Origin of the sequence: Burkholderia sp. Ac-20344 (assembly GCF_017104975.1) — a bacterium.
In the GTDB taxonomy this organism is placed as follows: Bacteria; Pseudomonadota; Gammaproteobacteria; order Burkholderiales; family Burkholderiaceae; genus Burkholderia.
The window spans coordinates 1-2,437 of sequence record NZ_JAAGPP010000325.1 but is presented as its reverse complement, the minus strand read 5'-3'; the positions used below and the strand labels follow the sequence as shown (position 1 = coordinate 2,437).

The 2,437-nt window shown below is 70.0% G+C and carries 3 protein-coding genes; 1 reads left to right on the top strand and 2 read right to left on the bottom strand.

Going from position 1 to position 2,437, the window contains the following annotated elements:
- Window positions 1–610: 3-hydroxyisobutyrate dehydrogenase (mmsB, locus tag G3N64_RS38845; protein WP_205788862.1), on the top strand; the 610-nt coding region annotated here is incomplete at its 5' end.
- 122 nt (window positions 611–732) lie between these two features.
- On the opposite strand, the gene G3N64_RS38840 is transcribed toward mmsB, so the two are convergent.
- On the bottom strand, window positions 733–1,065 hold the full coding sequence (locus G3N64_RS38840) for a hypothetical protein (RefSeq protein ID WP_205788861.1): 333 nt from the start codon (window positions 1,063–1,065) through the stop codon (window positions 733–735).
- A 216-nt stretch (window positions 1,066–1,281) separates the two neighbouring features.
- The coding region (locus tag G3N64_RS38835) for a cytochrome c (RefSeq protein WP_205788860.1) at window positions 1,282–2,437 on the bottom strand (1,156 nt) is incomplete at its 5' end.

Genomic DNA, 2,437 nt, shown 5'->3' with positions numbered 1-2,437 from the left:
CACGATCGATCCCGGCACCGTGCGCGCGGTGGCCGATGCCGCCGCACCACGCGGCTTCCCGCTCGCCGACGCGCCCGTGTCGGGCGGCACCGGCGGCGCGCAGGCCGGCACGCTGACCTTCATGGTCGGCGCGGACGCCGCGCTGTTCGAGCGCATCCGCCCCGTGCTGCTCGACATGGGCAAGAACGTCGTGCACTGCGGCGCCACGGGCACCGGGCAGATCGCGAAGATCTGCAACAACCTGCTGCTCGGAATCTCGATGATGGGCGTGTCGGAAGCGATGGCGCTCGGCGCCGCGCTCGGCATCGATCCCGCCGTGCTGGCCGGCATCATCAATACGTCGACCGGCCGCTGCTGGAGCTCGGACACGTACAACCCGTATCCGGGCGTGAGCGACACGGCGCCGGCCGCGCGCGGCTACGCGGGCGGGTTCGCGGCGAACCTGATGCTGAAGGATCTCGGGCTCGCGACCGAAGCGGCACGGAGCGCGCACCAGCCAGTGTGGATGGGCGCGCTCGCACAGCAGCTCTATCAGTCGATGAGCCAGCAGGGGATCGGCACGCTCGACTTCTCCGCGTGCGTGAAGCTGTACGAGGCGCAGCCGGCGTAACCGCCGCAGCCTGCGCCGGACGTGCGCCGACCCGCGATGTGCGTGAACGGCATCGCGGGTCGTTTTGCATGCGGGGGGAAGAAAAGCGTGGGCGGCGACGGCGCATCAACGCCGCCGGCCGTTCAACCGCGCGGGTTCGACGCCGTCTCGAAGGTCGGATGGCACTCGAACGCGAGTTCGGAGCGCGCGCCGACACGGCTGCCGCCGGTCAGCGATTCCTGCTTCATGCTCGCGCGCATGCCGCGCTGCGTGCAGTAGTTGGTGGCTTCGTCGACGGCCTTCGTGTGGGCGTCGGCCCACGTCGTCGACACGCCGACCGTGCGCGTCGTCACGGTGAACACGTTCGGGTTCGACGTCGCGGTCACGTCGGAAGCGGTCGAACACGCGGCGAGCAAGCATGCAACAGCCGCGACGGTCAACCATCGCAAGGTTCGAAAGGAAACTGGAGTGGACATGGGGGGCAAGCGCGCGCCGTTCGACGCGCATTGAACAACATAGGCGACAGTATGCCTGCTCGATCGCCGGAGATCATGCCCCTTTCGGTGAACACATTGTTTCGAATGGTTAAACGATGATGAAAATGGGGCAATATTTCCGCCCCATTTCCGGGCCAGATGCCGCAAGCGGGTAGTTTTGTCCGATCACCCCGCCGCATGATGCTTTCCCCCCGATCAGTGCGCGGCTTCCCGCCTGATCCTTGCCGATGCTTCCGCGAGGTTCCGCCACGCCGGCTGCCCCGGCGCGTAGCGCGCGCGGATGTACGCGGCGAGTTCGGCCATCTGCCGGTCGTCGAACGCATCGGCGAAGCCCGGCATGTAGCCGAGCGCGCCGGTGGCCGGCTGGTCGATCCCGTGATGCAGCACGCGCAGCAGGTTGTCCGGCGCGGCCTGGCTGACGCTCGTGTTGAGCCCCATCAGCGGGCGTACGCCAAAATGCCCGACGCCGCCCGATTCCGCGTGACAGACCGCGCACGCGGCGTCGAACGCACGGCGACCGCTCTCGAGGCCGAGCGTCGCGACGGCTTCCGCGCCGCGCGCCTGCCGGGCGGCCGCGTCGGCGGCCGCCGCTGCATCGACGGGCGGCGACAACGACGCGAGATAGTGCGCGATCGCCTGGACATCGGCCTCGGGCAGCGACGCGAGCCCCGCGACGACGGGGGCCATCGGCCCGGCCGCGACGCCGTGCTGCGCGGAGAAACCCGTGCGCAAGTAGTCGAACAGCGCGCCTTCGGTCCACGGCACCGGCGCAGCCGGCGATGCGACGAGCGGCGGCGCCACCCATCCCTCGGCTTCACCGCCCGACAGGTACGCGAAGCCGCCCTTTTCCGCGCCCAGCGCATTGCGCGGCGTGTGGCACGCGCCGCAGTGCCCGGCGCCGTCGACCAGGTACTTGCCGCGATTCCACATCGCGGAGCGCGCCGGGTCCGGCGCGAACGGCCGCGCATCGTGAAACAGCCAGTTCCAGCCGGCGACGAGACGCCGCTGGTCGAGCGGGAACGGCAGCTTCGTCTTCGGCGGCACGTGCTTCACCGGCGGCTGCGACATCAGGTACGCATAGAGCGCGAGCAGGTCCGGCTCGCTCAGCTTCGCGAACGCCGTGTACGGGAACGCCGGGTACAGGTGCGTGCCGTCGCGCGAGATGCCTTCGCGCATCGCGCGTGCGAACGCCGGATACGACCATGTGCCGATGCCGGTTTCCGGATCGGGCGTGAGGTTCGTCGTATAGATCGTGCCGAACGGCGTATCGAGCGCGAGCCCGCCCGCGTGGGTCGCGCCGCCCGGCGCGGTGTGGCACACCGCGCAGTCGCCGGCGAGCGCGACCTGGCGG

Coding starts and splice junctions, on each gene's coding strand:
- G3N64_RS38840 (WP_205788861.1), bottom strand. CDS start 1,065: ATGTCCACTCCAGTTTCCTTTCGAACCTTGCGATGGTTGACCGTCGCG.